The sequence below is a fragment of the Methylohalobius crimeensis 10Ki genome, assembly GCF_000421465.1.
Lineage (GTDB): Bacteria > Pseudomonadota > Gammaproteobacteria > Methylococcales > Methylothermaceae > Methylohalobius > Methylohalobius crimeensis.
Window position 1 is genome coordinate 400,251 of the sequence record NZ_ATXB01000001.1, and the last position, 13,205, is coordinate 413,455.

The following is a 13,205-nucleotide window of genomic DNA, read 5'->3' on the forward strand; positions in this document are numbered from 1 at the left end:
TCGTTCTTGATCCGTATTGAATGGGAACCAAATTTTAACGATGAAGGTGGAGCAGGTAGAAAATGCAAAAACATATACTCGCGCTGAAGGTCTTGACCGCTTTGGTGTTACTTGGCTGCGATCAACCGGCTGTCACTACGTCGGAAACGTCTCAAACGACCGTGGTCGATCGCACGGTGCTGCCGATCCCCGAACCCGAACGTCCGTTTTATACCGAGTTGGACGTGCGCAATGCAACGCCTCCGCCTCGGTTCGAGGTTAAGGCGCCGGAAGGCGCGCCGAATGTACTCGTCGTCTTGATCGACGACCTCGGCTTTGCCGGAACCAGTACCTTCGGCGGACCGGTCGGCACGCCCACATTCGACCGCATCGCCAACGAAGGACTGCGTTACAACAACTTCCACACGACCGCCGTTTGCTCGCCGACGCGCGCCGCGCTCAAAAGCGGGCGCAACCACCATGTCGCCAACATGGGCGGGATTATCGAGACCGGGACAGCCTTTCCCGGTAACACCGGCCAGATTCCCAACACCGTTGCTCCGCTTGCCGAAATGCTGCGTCTCAACGGCTACAGCACCGGCGCCTTCGGCAAATGGCATGAACTCGCGGCCTGGGAGGCAAGCGTCTCCGGGCCACTCGATCGCTGGCCGATTCATCAGGGATTCGACAAGTTCTACGGCTTCCTTGGAGGCGAAACCAACCACTGGGCGCCGTTCATCTACGACGGCGTACATCCGGTCGAGCTGCCGGACGATCCAGAGTACCACTTTCTCTCCGACATGACCGACCAGACAGTTGGCTGGATCAAGTACCAAAAGGCGCTGACGCCGGACAAACCCTTCTTCGTGTACTATGCGCCGGGCGCCACGCACGCCCCGCACCATGTGCCCAAGGAGTGGATCAACCGCTGGACCGGCAAGTTCGACCGGGGCTGGGATACGTTGAGAGAGGAGATTCTGACGCGGCAGATCGAGCGGGGCGTCGTCCCCGAGGGCACCACGCTTGCACCCAAGCCCGAAGCCATCCCGGATTGGGATTCGCTCCCGGCGGATGAGAAGCGCCTATTCACGCGTCAGGCCGAGGTGTTCGCGGCCTTCGTTGAAATGACGGACCACGAGATCGGTCGGGTGATCAAGGCCATCGAAGCGACCGGGCAGCTCGACAATACCTTGATCTTCCTGATTTACGGCGACAACGGCACCAGCGCCGAGGGCGGCCGCAACGGCATGTTCAGTGAAATGACCTATTTCAACCACGTGCAGGAGAAGGTGCCGGACATGCTCAAGGTCCTGGACAAGTGGGGCGGGCCCGAGACCTATCCGCACATGGCCGCGGGCTGGGCGGTGGCCTTCGATACCCCCTACCAGTGGACTAAGCAGGTCGCGTCCGACCACGGCGGTACCAAGGTCGGCATGGCGATCCGCTGGCCCCGCGGCATCAAGGCCAAGGGCGAACTGCGCACCCAGTTTCACCATGTGATCGATGTCGCCCCGACCATTCTCGAAGCCGCCGGCCTGCCCGAGCCCAAAATCGTCAACGGCACGCCGCAGCGCCCGATGGATGGGGTGAGCATGGTGTACAGTTTCGACGACGCCGAGGCGAAGGACCGGCACGTCACCCAGTATTTCGAGATGTTCGGCAACCGCGCCATGTACCACGACGGCTGGTTCGCTCGCACCATCCACAGGGCGCCGTGGGAGATGAAGCCGCGCCGGACGCTCGCCGAGGATGTCTGGGAGCTCTATGACACGCGCGAAGACTTCAGCCTGGTGAACGACCTGGCCGCGACCCATCCTGAGAAATTGGCCGAGTTGCAGGCCCTTTTTATGGAAGAAGCCGAGAAGAACCATGTGCTGCCTATCGACGACCGCGTCGTCGAGCGCGTCAATGCGGCCTTGGCGGGCCGCCCCGACCTGATGGCGGGCCGCACTTCGCTGACCCTGACCGAAGGCATGACCGGCATGAGCGAGAATGTGTTCCTGAACATCAAGAACAAGTCCAAGACCATTACTGCCGAGGTGGAGGTGCCGGAGAGCGGCGCCAACGGTGCCGTCATCGTCCAGGGCGGACGGTTCGGCGGTTGGGCGCTGTACATCGAGGATGGCAAGCCGGCCTACGACTACAATTTCCTCGGCTTGCAACGCTTCACAATTGCTTCGAGTGACAAACTCGAGCCAGGCCGGTCGACGATCCGTTTCGAGTTCGCCTACGACGGGGTCGGCATCGGCAAAGGTGGGTTGGGTACGCTGTTCGTCAACGACAAAAAAGTTGCCGAAGGTCGCATTGACCGCACGCAGCCCATGGTCTTCTCCGTCGACGAGACAGCAGACGTAGGCATCGATCTCGCAACGCCGGTAGTCGAGACGATCGGATCCGAGGAGAAGTCGCGATTCACCGGCCGAGTTTCGAAGGTCACGGTCGAGGTGAAATGACAAAGTCTCGGAAACCTGAGGGACGGCGGCGATGAAATTCCTCCGGCGCACAATTGTAGGCGGACTCTTCGTCGTCTTGCCGGTGACCGCGATTCTGATTTTGCTGAAACGGGCCTTCGTATCGATTCACACGGCCCTCGAACCGTTCGCGGAGAGGCTGCCGTTCGAAGCCCTGTTCCCCGGATTGTGGGCCGTGACGGCGCTGGTGGCGATGTCGTTCGTCGCCGGTCTGATCCTGCAGTTCGGCCCGGTCCGGCGGATTAAAACCAGGGTCAGCGATAGTCTCGCCGAGCGATTCCCGTTCTACCGGTTTCTGCGCGGCTTCGGCGAGAATCTTGCGCAAAAGACCGGAAACCAACCGATTAAGGCGGCTTTCGCCGAGATCGAGGACGCGCTCGTTCCGGCCTTCGTGGTGGAGGAACTCGAAGACGGGCGATATGTGGTCTTCGTTCCGTCGGTGCCAAACCCCGTACAAGGCGCCATATACATCCTCGTCCGCGAACGGGTGCATTTGATCGATGTCGGCCTTGGCCGGGTCGCGACCTGCGTTTCCCACTGGGGTGTGGGCTCGGAAGAACTGGTCAAGGCGATGCGGAAATCCACGCAACCATGAGATCCTGGCTGAAAGAACCCTTGATACATTTCTTGCTGGCGGGCGGCTTGCTGTTCGCCGCTTACGCATGGTTCCATCAAGGAGAGGGAGGCGACGCGCGCGTCGTGCGCATTACCGCGGAGGAACTTGGCTGGCTCAAGGAAACCTGGGCGCGGCAGTGGCACCGGCCGCCCGATGAGCGGGAGTTTCGCAACCTCGTCAACGACTACTTGAAGGAAGTGTTGCTCGCCCTGGAGGCGCGTGAATTGGGCCTGGACGAAAACGATACCGTGGTCCGGCGGCGCTTGGCTCAGAAGATGGCCTTTCTCGTCCAGGACACTGCGAGCCTGGCCGAACCGGCGGAGACGGAATTGCGCGAGTTCTACGATGTCACGCGCGCGCATTATCGGATTCCGGCGCGCATTTCGTTCACTCAGATTTTCTTCGACACCGAATCGTCCGCGCGGCAAGGACTGAAAGAAATCGCGACCCGCCGCCCGGCCGAATTGGGGGACCGGATTCTGTTGGAACGGCATTTCGAGGGGGCCGACGAACAGGCGGTGGCGAGCCTGTTCGGGCGCGAGTTCGCCGAGACCGTTTTTGCCCTCGAGCCTGGGTCGTGGCACGGTCCGGTCGAGTCGGGCTACGGCTTCCATCTCGTTAGAATCGGCGGGCGCCAGGCCGCCCGGCAGCGTCCGTTCGAAGAAGTCCGGACGCAGGTGCGGGAGGCGTGGCAGCGGTCGCGGCAAGCCGAAGCCGGCGAACGGTATTTCGCCGAATTGTTGAAGAAGTACGACGTCATCGTGGACGGAGGGTCGGCAGCGCCTCTCGCAACACGGCGGGAGACGGGGCGATGAAAGGCGCGTGGCTCGCGATCCTGTGTCTTGCCGCCGCCCCCCTGTTCGGGCACGAGTTGCGCCCGGCGTATCTCGAAATGCACGAAGAAAAGGCCGGCGAGTTTCGCGTGCTTTGGAAGACGCCGATGCGCGGTGGCATGCGGCTGGCGCTGTCGCCGCGATTCTCCGGAGAAATGGCGAATCTCACGCCGATCGTCACCCACCCGGCCGAAAACGCCGCGGTGCAGACGTGGCGAATGAAGCCTTTGGAGACGCTGCGTGGGCAAGAGGAGCGCATCGCCGGGCTGGAGGGCACCATGACCGACGCCCTGGTTAGAGCCGAATTCGCCGACGGCACCGCCTGGACGCAGCGGCTGACGCCGGGGCGACCGGCGGCGCGGATACCCGTGCGCGCATCCTGGCCAGCGGTCGCGGGGGTGTATTCCAAGCTCGGCGTCTTCGCCGTCGCTCGCCGCATCCGCACACGGCTTCCTTGGTGGACGGAACTCGCAGCACCTTATGCCATCGGAAGCGTCGCCATGTTCTGGGTTTTTCAACGCGTGGCCTTATTTTGAAACCCTATCGAGAAGGGAGAATAGAGATGAAGACACGACTGGTTCTTACCACGATATTGGCAACGTTGTTGGCCGTCGGCGTGCCGCCGCAAGTATGCGGGCACGACGCGGGCCAACTCGACAGGCAGACGGCCGGGAAAGTGTATTCCGCCAAGCCGGTTTATTCGCCTTATCCGGGCGCGATTTCCCCACCCGTCCTTTCTTCGGCGACACTCATCTTCACACCGCATTTTTCATGGACGCGGGGGCATTCGGTGCGCGCCTGACGCCGCGCGACGCCTACCGCTTCGCCCGCGGCGAGGAGGTGACGGCGTCCAGCGGCCAGCCCGTCAAGCTTTCCCGTCCGCTCGATTTTCTCGTGGTGGCCGATCACTCGGACGGCTTCGGTTTCTTTCCGTTGCTGGTCGGCGGCGATCCCAGGATCATGGCGGACGCGCAAGGCCGCAAGTGGCACGACATGATCCATTCCGGCAAAGGCGCGGAGGCGGCCATCGAGATCATCACCCACTTCGGCAAGGGAACCATCTCCAAGGCCATCATGCCCCTTCCCGGCACCTCCGCCTACCGCGGCGCCTGGCAGGAAACCATCAAGGCGGCCGAGGAAGCCAACGATCCGGGGCGCTTCACGGCCTTCATCGGCTATGAATGGACCTCCAACACCGGCGGCAACAACCTGCACCGCAACGTCATATTTCGCGACGACGGCGACAAGGCAAGCCGAGTCGAACCGTTTACCACGATGAAGCCCCTGGGCAGCGATAACCCGGTGGATTTGTGGAAGTGGATGGCCGCCTACGAGGAAAAGACCGGCGGCGACGTGCTGGCCATCGCCCACAACGGTAATCTGTCCAACGGCCGCATGTTTCCGTTCGTGGAGGCTTTCGGCCGCAAGATCGACCGCACCTATGCCGAGGCGCGCGCCAAGTGGGAGCGGCTCTACGAAGCGACTCAAACGAAAGGGGACGGCGAGACCCATCCCTTCCTCTCGCCCAACGATGAATTCGCCGATTTCGAGACGTGGGATAAGGGCAACCTCGACGGCAGCGTGGCCAAGACCCGGGACATGCTCCAGTTCGAATATGCGCGTTCAGGCCTGAAGCTCGGTCTGAGCCTGGAGCAAAAACTGGGCGTCAATCCTTACAAATTCGGCATGATCGGCAGTTCCGACGCGCATACCGGACTGGCCGCCATGGAAGAGGAGAATTTCTTCGGCAAGACCACGCCGCAGGAACCCGGTCCGGAACGGATGACCCATACCTTCTTCGACAATGCGAAGACCGGCGTGAAGGTCATGGACTCGGAAGTCTCCGCATCCGGTTACGCCGCCGTGTGGGCCACCGAGAATACGCGCGAAGCCTTGTTCGACGCGATGGAACGGCGGGAAACCTACGCCACCACCGGGCCACGCATGATCGTGCGCTTCTTCGGCGGCTGGGAGTTCGAGCCCGGGGACGCACAGAGCCGCCTGCCGGCCGCCGTGGGCTACAGCAAAGGGGTGCCCATGGGCGGCGATCTGAGGGGTGCGTCCGCCGGCAAGCAGCCGACGTTTCTGGTCGCGGCCCTGCGCGACCCCATCGGAGCCAATCTCGATCGCATTCAGATCGTCAAAGGCTGGCTCGACGCCAAAGGCGAAGTGCATGAAGAAGTCTACGACGTCGTTTGGGGCGACGCCGACAAGCGCCGGCCCGATGAGAGTGGCAAACTCCCGCCGGTCGGCAGTACCGTGGACGTTGAAAACGCCATCTGGACCAACACGATCGGCGACCCGGAACTGATTACGGTGTGGAAGGACCCGGCCTTCGATGCGAAGCAGCGCGCATTCTATTACGCCCGCGTGATCGAGATTCCAACCCCGCGCTGGACCGCCTACGACGCCAAACGTTTCGGGGTGAAGCCCCTTCCCGGTACCAAAATGGTACTGCAGGAACGCGCCTACACGTCACCGATCTGGTATGCGCCAGCCACGGAATAGAACTCGATCTTACAACCATAGGAGACTTGCAGTGAACGACGACATCGGCGCGAGATTGACCAACACCGTCAAGCACTTTGCACCGAAACCCGAGTTTGTCTTTTATCCGGCGGGCTTTACGGCGGCTACTCGCTTTATGTCGTCGACTATCGGCTGGCCTGCAACGAAGACCGATTTCAGATCCGATCGAACGGGCCGCTGCCGGTTGGTGAAGTGGAGCTAAAGGCTGTCTATGAAGCCCATGAGGACCGGACCGGGACCGTTACGCTGTATGTCAATGGCGAACAAGTCGGGGAAGGGGAAGTCGGCCGCACCATGCCGGGAACCTTCTCGCTGTCCGAAACGTTCGACGTCGGGGTGGTCGGGGGTGGATACCGGCACGCCGGTCTCGCGGGACTACACGCGCGACAATGCGTTCAGCGGTACTCTCGATCGGGCGGTCGTTTCCTTGAAACCCGTGACGGTCAAATAGACCACCGCAGCTCGCCGTCTAATCTGACCTGTTGAGTTGCACTTGCGAGTTGAGTCCAGGCTGTTTGTTTTGGATTTCGATACTCGGATTTCTAATTTCTACCGTTGAGGCGGGAGATGAGCAAAAAGTCAAAGCGCAAAAAACAGCCTCGGCCTGTCCGGAACTCCAAAGCCGGACTCACCTGGCTGATGTTGGTGTTGGCTGCGGTGGCAGTCGCGGGTGGCTGGGCCATCTATGCAGCCACGCGTCTGGCGCCGAGGGTTCAGACCGAGCCGATGGAAGCCGTGACAGGCGCGTTCCAGCCAACTGTTGCCAACGCGGCGACCCTGCCAGGCCCGGCTCCCGAGGGCATGGTCTGGATTCCTGGCGGGGAATTTTCGATGGGCGCCGTCGATCCCCTCGGGCGGGACAGGAACGCCGTGGGGATGCATGCCACGCGTGACTCGCGGCCGATTCATCGGGTTTATGTGGACGGTTTATGGATGGATAAAACCGAAGTGACGAATGCACAATTCAGGAAGTTCGTTGAGGCGACCGGTTATGCCACGGTGGCCGAGCGCGTACCCACACAGGAGGAATTCCCGAATGCGCCGCCGGAAAACCTAATCGCGGGATCGGTGGTCTTTTCCCCACCAGACCAAGCCGTTTCGCTGAATAACTATTTTCAGTGGTGGAGTTATGTCGTTGGTGCGAACTGGCGCCATCCACTGGGACCGGAGAGTGACCTCAAGGGGCGTGAGAATTACCCCGTCGTACATATTGCCTATGAGGATGCAGTCGCCTATGCCAAATGGGCGGGAAAACGCCTGCCCACCGAGGCGGAATGGGAGTTCGCCGCGCGCGGTGGACTGTCGGGCAAAATCTATCCCTGGGGGGATAAGTTCCTCAAGGACGGTCAGTGGATGACCAATAGCCATCAGGGTCATTTCCCCAATCAAGACACGGGAGATGACCGACATCAAGGAATCGCGCCGGTGGCGCAGTATCCACCGAACGACTACGGACTGTACGACGTGGCGGGCAACGTGTGGGAATGGACGAGCGACTGGTATCGGCCCGATTACTACACGTCATTGGCCGCCTTGGGCGAAGTGGCCCGCAATCCGCGTGGCCCCTCTTCTTCATCCGATCCCGCCGAACCCGGTGTTCCGAAGCGCGTTCACCGCGGCGGGTCATTTTTGTGCACGGAACAATATTGCTCCCGCTATATGGTCGGCACGCGGGGCAAGGGTGAGCCCAGCACAGGAACGAATCATCTGGGTTTTCGCTGCGTGAAGTCCGCATCGGATCCCGGTAGATAAAACGCTCATTATTGATTATCCATAGACAGGAGGACACACCCATGAATCGAGTCACTACGGCTCTGAAAGCTCTGGACTCTCATTCCGGCACAGACCATCGCAGGCAAATTCATCAAATCGTTCGAGGAGTATCCGCCCAGTCAGAAGAGCGGCAGCTTCAACCTGGGCCAGATATTGAACCGGTTGCAGCATGGCGCCACGGGTGCCGGCAAGTGACGGGCCGTGGTCGAGGCGGGACTGAAATGGAACCCGGGGAACCCCGCGCTCAAAGAATTGCGGTCCCGGTTGGCGACGGAGCTAGGGAATCCATGAATGCCCCCAATTCGATGCAATTTTTCCAAAAAGAGAGAAGAACGACCATGAAATCCAGTTTAACGACTTATCTATTACCACTCGGGATGTTTGAGATGGCAAATCCTGTCCATATCAATAAAAAAATCTATGGCATTTTCGGGCTGCTTCTGACTGCATCGATCATGGGTGGGTGCGCTTCGACCAAACAGGCGAGGGATGTCGAACCGTCCGGCTTCCTGGGGGATTACTCGATGCTTCGGGAAGGGCGGGAGGGCGAGGCGCTCATGCTCTACATCCACCCGGATTACGAACGCGCCTGCCAATCCTACGACAAGGTTTTGATCGACCCCGTCACCCTTTGGGCGACGGAAAACAGCGATTTGGCCGAACTGCCGGCCGAAGATCGGCAGGCCCTGGTCAACCATCTGCACGGTTCGCTGGTGAGCGAGTTGGGTAAATACTACCGAATCGTGCAGACGCCCCGGCCCGGAACCCTACGGGTCCGGGCGGCGATCACCGAGGCGGAGGGTTCCTGGGTGACGCTGGATACCGTCTCGTCGTTCGTGCCGCAGATGCTGGTCATGTCCAAGCTCAAGGAAGTGGCGACCGGAACGGCGGCATTCGTCGGCAAGGCCAGCGCCGAAGCCGAGATAATCGACATTGCGACCGGCGAACGGATCGCCGCGGGCGTCGACCGCCAAGTAGGGGGCAAGACTTTCAGCGGCGTCACCAAACAATGGAACGACGTGGAGACCGCCTTCGACCTCTGGGCGAGACGTTTGGCTTACCGTTTGGCGAACTGCGGTGCCATGCTGCCGGAAGAATAGAGTTGGAAGTGCAATTTAATCGCATAAGCCAAACATCCGATGCAAAGCATTAAATTAAATAGGAGGAATGAACATGTTAAACAGACTAATCCGTAGAACGATAGTCACCGGCGTGTTATTGGCCGGAGTGGGGTCTCCGACTGCCTGGGCGCAGGGGGATCTGATGATCTATCCCAAAGCCGGACAAAGTCCCCAACAGCAGCAGCAGGACCGCTATCACTGCCATACCTGGGCCGTCCAGCAGTCCGGCTTCGATCCTTCCAATCCACAGGCTCAAGCGTCGATCGCCGGCGATGCCGGCAAGGGGGCGGCCATCGGCGCCATCGCGGGCGGGATGGGCCGCGCATTCAAGGAGCGGGACCGGCAGATGCAATCCGCGCCTGCGAGCCCGCCCGGCCGCGACAACTATAACCGGGCCATGGCTTCCTGCCTGGAGGCGCTCGGGTATTCGGTGAAATGACGCCAAGTTTCGATCCATATCCTCGGAGGAGGGTGACCAATGAAGACTTATTCCCATAGGCCGGCAGCGCATATCGTGCTATGCGCTGCAGTCCTGACGATAACAGCCTGCGCAGAGAAGGGAGCGGTGACGCGTTCGGAGACGCTGGCGGCGCGGGAATCGGCACTGCAGGCAGATGCCCAACCGGCGGAGGCGAAAGAAATCCTCATGCGCATGGCCGAGCTCCTCGGCAAGACTCCGCGGTTCAGCGTGGATCTTAAAAGCGGTTACGACGTGGTGCAGGTGTCCGGCCAGAAGATTGAATTCGGGGAGAGCCGGAGGGTCATCGTGAGTCGGCCCAATGGACTGCGCGTCGAAGCGGAGCATAGCGACGGAAAACAGCATCTCGTCGTATACGACGGTGAGAAAATCACGGCGTTCAGTCCGTTGCACAACGTTTACGCCCAAGTCGACAAGCCCGGAGGCATCGACGAGGCGATCATGTATTTCCTTAGGGATCTTAACATGCGCTTGCCCTTGGCCATGCTCCTGGTCAGCCGGCTCCCGGCCGAGCTCGAACGTCGGACCGAGTCGCTCGATTATGTGGAGCGGACCGAAATCCATGGGACGCCCAGCCATCACCTGGCGGGACGCACCGAAACCGTGGATTACCAGGTATGGATCGAAGAGGGGGCGCGGCCGTTGCCTATCCGGGCGGTGTTGACCTACAAGAACGCCGAGGGTCAACCCCAATTCCGGGCGACGTTTTCCAATTGGAATCTTTCGCCCGAACTCCATGACTCCCAGTTCGCCTTCATCCCACCCGAAGGGGCACGGAAGATTTCCTTTCTCGCGCAGTTGCCACGAATCGCGGTTCAGGGAACGGCGACCCCACTGCAAACCGGAGGAGAGAAATGAATACTCGAGCTTTGATCGTGACCGCCCTTGCGGTCACATTCGTGTTTCTGATGGGAACCTTGGATGAAGCTGCCGCCCGTCGGTTCGGCGGCGGTGGAGGCGGAGGCTTTTCCCGCAGCGGGCCCGCGGCGAGTGGAAGTTTCGCGTCTCGTGGCACTGGTGGCACGGCCTCTCGCCAGGCGGGTGCGACGCAACGGTCCGGCCAGCGTTCCCAATCCGCCCAAACCGCTTCCACCAATCGCGCGGCTACTCAGCAGCAGCGTCAATCGCAAGCCACCGAGCGTAGCCAGACCCGGGCCGACACCCGGACTTCGAGCCAGGAACAGTGGACCCAGAGGCAAGGCCAGCGGCAGGAAGGTATGTCTGAACGCACAGACTCTCGCCAGCAGGGCTATACCGAACGAACCGATATACGCCAGCAGGGCTATACCGAACGACAAGCCAACCGCCAAGATTACGCGGACGATCACTACCACGGTGGGGGTTATTATAGGGGAGGCTATCATTATGACGATGACGACGATTGGGACGACGGCGAAGTGGCGGCCGTGGCCATCGGCGCTGCGGCGCTGGGTGCCATGGGCGGCTATGCGGCGGGCCAATCGTCGGCTTCCCAGACCACGTCGACCGCCCCGTCCACGACCGTCGTCTATGCACCGCCCCCTCAGCCCGCAGGTTCCGCCGGCTTGCCCTGCACTCCTAATACGGCTGTCTTCAAAGGCGTGACGTATTATCAGTGCGGTACCAATTGGTATACCCAGGCTTACGGCAATAACGGCGTCGTTTATATGCCCGTGCCTCCGCCTTCCGGATACTAAGCAGGCGGTGCCAAGTGGCCATGACCCCATGTTATGAAAAGACGAATAAGTTTCAAACCTTCTATCGGGCTATCGGGCTATCGGGCCGAGCGATTGTCCCGTCCCCTGCTGCATTTCCCATCCATAAATTTACAAGAGGAGATCCGTCATGAAACCACTTAGCCTTGTTGTCACCTGTTTAATCACATTGACCATTTTCAACGGTTGCGCGTCAACCAAGGTCACCGCGCGCCATCCTTACATGGGCCCAAAGCTGGTGCGTCCCGACCGTATCATCGTCCATGACTTTGCCGCGACCCCCGCCGACATCCCACCCTGGTCAGTGGCGGCGAGGCAATATGCTCATCCCGGTACGCCCCAAACCGCCGAGGAGATCGCAGTTGGCCGCCAGTTGGGTGCTCAGGTCGCGGAGGAACTTGTCGCGAAGATCCAAGACATGGGATTGCCGGCCGTGCGGGCCGCAGGCCAACCGCAGCCGCGGGTCGGCGACCTCGTGATCATGGGCTATTTTGGGTCCGTCGACGAGGGCAGTCGCGTCAAGCGTCTCGTCATCGGTTTCGGTTCCGGATCCGCCGAGTTGAAGACCTCGGTCGAAGGTTATCTGATGACGAATCAGGGTTTGCGTTGGCTTGGATCGGGCGAAGTCGATTCCGGCGGGGGCAAAACGCCTGGCGTGGTGGTTCCCATTGCGGTCACCGTTGCGACGGCTAACCCGATCGGCCTGATCGTCATGGGCGGAGCGAAAGTGGCCGGTGAAGTATCGGGCAGAAGCACGATCGAAGGCACCGCCAAGCGGACCGCTGACTTTATCGCAAAGGAACTGAAAGTGAAATTCAAGGAGCAGGGTTGGATCGATTAAGTCGGCCCTACCGTTGGAATAACAAGCTTGATTACAAAGGGGGCTAGCGGATCATGCCAAAAGAAGTCTTAACACCGAATTCCACCGAAAGATTCAGCCTTGACCGTTGCAAAGCGATGGCCGATGCTGTGTTTGCCATCGTCATGACGCTGTTGGTTTTGGGGATCGACATTCCTCCCGACCACCGATTTTCCGAACAGGGGCTGATCGTATTCCTGGAGCGTATCGGTTTCGACCGGTTCATCTACGGAGTCAGCTTCTGGCTCGCCGGTACTTATTGGATTCTGCTCGTCGCAATCATGAGTTATTTCCGGCAGGGAAGCCGGGCGTTGGTCTGGCTCAATATGCTTCTCTTGTTTCCCGTCACGCTGCTGCCGTTCATCACGGAACTCAAAGGTGCCTATCGCCACGAGGCATTGGTGACCCTGCTCTTCGGCGTCGTTCAAATTCTCATCGGGCTTGCTCTCATCGCACTTTGGAGGTATGCGGTTTCTCATCCCCAGTTGCTTGACCGTACGGTGGAAGAAATCATCCGTCGGAAAGTGACCCGGCGACTATTTGTGAGCCCTATCATTATCAGCGTGATAGCTGTTCCCCTTTCTTTTCTGAGTATGCAGCTGAGCAGCCTATTCTTTGTGAGTATCCCGCTGTATCACCTATCTCTACGAGCGTTCGAGTAAAAATTGCTCTGATCTCCGAAATGAAAGGAGAGTGACCGATGGCTCCGCGCGGCCGGTTGTGCTGCTGGAGACAAGCCCAGATGCTCTCGGCACGCCGGCCACGTGAATGGTTTGAATCCTGTGCCGGTCTCGATCGAGTTCGATTGCGCCCAACCGGCTGAAATATGGACGATTTCCCGATTCGACGGTT

The 13,205-nt window shown here is 60.2% G+C and carries 14 protein-coding genes; 13 read left to right on the forward strand and 1 reads right to left on the reverse strand.

The features are described 5' to 3' along the window. Positions 1 to 62: 62 nt before the first annotated feature. From H035_RS0102150 to H035_RS21685, 6 genes are all read left to right on the forward strand, one after another. Positions 63 to 2,432: an arylsulfatase gene (locus H035_RS0102150; RefSeq protein ID WP_022947370.1), complete on the forward strand. Its 2,370-nt coding sequence runs from the start codon at positions 63 to 65 to the stop codon at positions 2,430 to 2,432. A gap of 31 nt (positions 2,433 to 2,463) precedes the next feature. Then, positions 2,464 to 3,045, forward strand: a complete 582-nt coding sequence (locus H035_RS0102155) for a DUF502 domain-containing protein (RefSeq protein WP_022947371.1) — start codon at positions 2,464 to 2,466, stop codon at positions 3,043 to 3,045. After that, positions 3,042 to 3,881 carry a peptidyl-prolyl cis-trans isomerase gene (locus tag H035_RS0102160; RefSeq protein ID WP_022947372.1) on the forward strand — a complete coding sequence of 280 codons (840 nt, stop codon included), beginning with the start codon at positions 3,042 to 3,044 and terminating at the stop codon, positions 3,879 to 3,881. The genes H035_RS0102155 and H035_RS0102160 overlap by 4 nt, the downstream gene beginning before the upstream one ends. Further along, positions 3,878 to 4,435 carry a hypothetical protein gene (locus tag H035_RS17810; protein ID WP_022947373.1) on the forward strand — a complete coding sequence of 186 codons (558 nt, stop codon included), beginning with the start codon at positions 3,878 to 3,880 and terminating at the stop codon, positions 4,433 to 4,435. The genes H035_RS0102160 and H035_RS17810 overlap by 4 nt, the downstream gene beginning before the upstream one ends. A 94-nt stretch (positions 4,436 to 4,529) precedes the next feature. Then, on the forward strand, positions 4,530 to 6,407 hold the full coding sequence (locus H035_RS17815; RefSeq protein ID WP_200861518.1) for a DUF3604 domain-containing protein: 1,878 nt from the start codon (positions 4,530 to 4,532) through the stop codon (positions 6,405 to 6,407). Between the two features lie 31 nt (positions 6,408 to 6,438). Further along, positions 6,439 to 6,630, forward strand: a complete 192-nt coding sequence (locus H035_RS21685) for a hypothetical protein (protein WP_022947374.1) — start codon at positions 6,439 to 6,441, stop codon at positions 6,628 to 6,630. Here the strand turns inward: H035_RS21685 and H035_RS21920 are convergent. Next, positions 6,627 to 6,788, reverse strand: coding sequence for a hypothetical protein (locus tag H035_RS21920; protein ID WP_161623991.1), 162 nt, complete (start codon positions 6,786 to 6,788; stop codon positions 6,627 to 6,629). The genes H035_RS21685 and H035_RS21920 overlap by 4 nt on opposite strands. A 207-nt stretch (positions 6,789 to 6,995) precedes the next feature. Between H035_RS21920 and H035_RS0102180 the strand changes: the two genes are divergently transcribed. From H035_RS0102180 to H035_RS0102210, 7 genes are all read left to right on the forward strand, one after another. Then, positions 6,996 to 8,180, forward strand: a complete 1,185-nt coding sequence (locus H035_RS0102180; protein WP_022947375.1) for a formylglycine-generating enzyme family protein — start codon at positions 6,996 to 6,998, stop codon at positions 8,178 to 8,180. Positions 8,181 to 8,587: 407 nt separating this feature from the next. After that, entirely contained in the window at positions 8,588 to 9,301 is a 714-nt protein-coding gene (locus tag H035_RS0102185) for a DUF3313 domain-containing protein (protein WP_051149722.1), read from the forward strand. Between the two features lie 73 nt (positions 9,302 to 9,374). Beyond that, positions 9,375 to 9,761, forward strand: a complete 387-nt coding sequence (locus tag H035_RS0102190; protein WP_026596175.1) for a hypothetical protein — start codon at positions 9,375 to 9,377, stop codon at positions 9,759 to 9,761. A 39-nt stretch (positions 9,762 to 9,800) separates the two neighbouring features. Further along, entirely contained in the window at positions 9,801 to 10,658 is an 858-nt protein-coding gene (locus H035_RS17820) for a DUF2092 domain-containing protein (RefSeq protein ID WP_200861519.1), read from the forward strand. Then, positions 10,655 to 11,476, forward strand: a complete 822-nt coding sequence (locus H035_RS20645) for a hypothetical protein (RefSeq protein WP_022947379.1) — start codon at positions 10,655 to 10,657, stop codon at positions 11,474 to 11,476. Before H035_RS17820 ends, H035_RS20645 begins: the two co-directional genes overlap by 4 nt. A 148-nt stretch (positions 11,477 to 11,624) precedes the next feature. Beyond that, positions 11,625 to 12,335, forward strand: coding sequence for a DUF4410 domain-containing protein (locus tag H035_RS0102205; RefSeq protein ID WP_022947380.1), 711 nt, complete (start codon positions 11,625 to 11,627; stop codon positions 12,333 to 12,335). A 53-nt stretch (positions 12,336 to 12,388) separates the two neighbouring features. Next, positions 12,389 to 13,015 (forward strand): TMEM175 family protein, encoded by a 627-nt coding sequence (locus tag H035_RS0102210; RefSeq protein WP_084684796.1) that lies wholly within the window; start codon positions 12,389 to 12,391, stop codon positions 13,013 to 13,015. The last annotated feature ends 190 nt before the right edge of the window (positions 13,016 to 13,205 follow it).

Bases quoted from the DNA above. Each gene is read 5' to 3' on its own strand.
- H035_RS0102150 (WP_022947370.1), top strand. From the start codon at position 63: ATGCAAAAACATATACTCGCGCTGAAGGTCTTGACCGCTTTGGTGTTA.
- H035_RS0102155 (WP_022947371.1), top strand. From the start codon at position 2,464: ATGAAATTCCTCCGGCGCACAATTGTAGGCGGACTCTTCGTCGTCTTG.
- H035_RS0102160 (WP_022947372.1), top strand. From the start codon at position 3,042: ATGAGATCCTGGCTGAAAGAACCCTTGATACATTTCTTGCTGGCGGGC.
- H035_RS17810 (WP_022947373.1), top strand. From the start codon at position 3,878: ATGAAAGGCGCGTGGCTCGCGATCCTGTGTCTTGCCGCCGCCCCCCTG.
- H035_RS17815 (WP_200861518.1), top strand. From the start codon at position 4,530: ATGCGGGCACGACGCGGGCCAACTCGACAGGCAGACGGCCGGGAAAGT.
- H035_RS0102180 (WP_022947375.1), top strand. From the start codon at position 6,996: ATGAGCAAAAAGTCAAAGCGCAAAAAACAGCCTCGGCCTGTCCGGAAC.
- H035_RS0102185 (WP_051149722.1), top strand. From the start codon at position 8,588: ATGGCAAATCCTGTCCATATCAATAAAAAAATCTATGGCATTTTCGGG.
- H035_RS0102190 (WP_026596175.1), top strand. From the start codon at position 9,375: ATGTTAAACAGACTAATCCGTAGAACGATAGTCACCGGCGTGTTATTG.
- H035_RS17820 (WP_200861519.1), top strand. From the start codon at position 9,801: ATGAAGACTTATTCCCATAGGCCGGCAGCGCATATCGTGCTATGCGCT.
- H035_RS20645 (WP_022947379.1), top strand. From the start codon at position 10,655: ATGAATACTCGAGCTTTGATCGTGACCGCCCTTGCGGTCACATTCGTG.
- H035_RS0102205 (WP_022947380.1), top strand. From the start codon at position 11,625: ATGAAACCACTTAGCCTTGTTGTCACCTGTTTAATCACATTGACCATT.
- H035_RS0102210 (WP_084684796.1), top strand. From the start codon at position 12,389: ATGCCAAAAGAAGTCTTAACACCGAATTCCACCGAAAGATTCAGCCTT.